Annotated in this window: 1 protein-coding gene; it reads left to right on the top strand. The window is 70.9% G+C overall.

Annotation, left to right across the window (positions count from 1 at the left end; all coding sequences use genetic code 11):
- On the top strand, positions 1-471 hold a 471-nt coding region (locus AAH991_RS40250), incomplete at both ends, for an RICIN domain-containing protein (protein WP_346231207.1).

The following is a 471-nucleotide window of genomic DNA, read 5'->3' as shown; positions in this document are numbered from 1 at the left end:
CCCAGCGCGGGCGCCTACCGGATCGTGAACGGCGCCAGCGGACTGTGCCTCACCGTCCCGGGCAGCAGCGGCTCCGACGGCGTGCAGCTCACCCTCTCCGGCTGCAACGGCGCGAGCGACCAGACCTGGAACCTGTCCACCCAGGGCAGCGGCTTCCGCCTGGCCGCCGGCAACAGCGGCAAGTGCGCCGGCGTCGCCGGCGCCTCCACCTCCGCCGGCAAGGCCGTCCAGCAGGAGTCGTGCACCGGAGCGTCCTCCCAGACCTGGGAGCTGACCGCCTCGGGCTCCAACTACCGGGTCGTCAACGCCAACAGCGACAAATGCCTGAACACCAAGGACAACTCCACCTCCTCCGGCGCGCTGGTACAGCAGAACTCCTGCGACTCGGCGGCCACCAAGCAGTGGACCCTCCAGCCGACCGGATCCCAGCCGTCGTCGACTCCCACCGCCACACCGACGAAGACCCCGACG

The organism is Microbispora sp. ZYX-F-249, assembly GCF_039649665.1.
Classification (GTDB): domain Bacteria; phylum Actinomycetota; class Actinomycetes; order Streptosporangiales; family Streptosporangiaceae; genus Microbispora; species Microbispora maris.
This window is presented reverse-complemented; position numbering and strand designations above follow the sequence as displayed.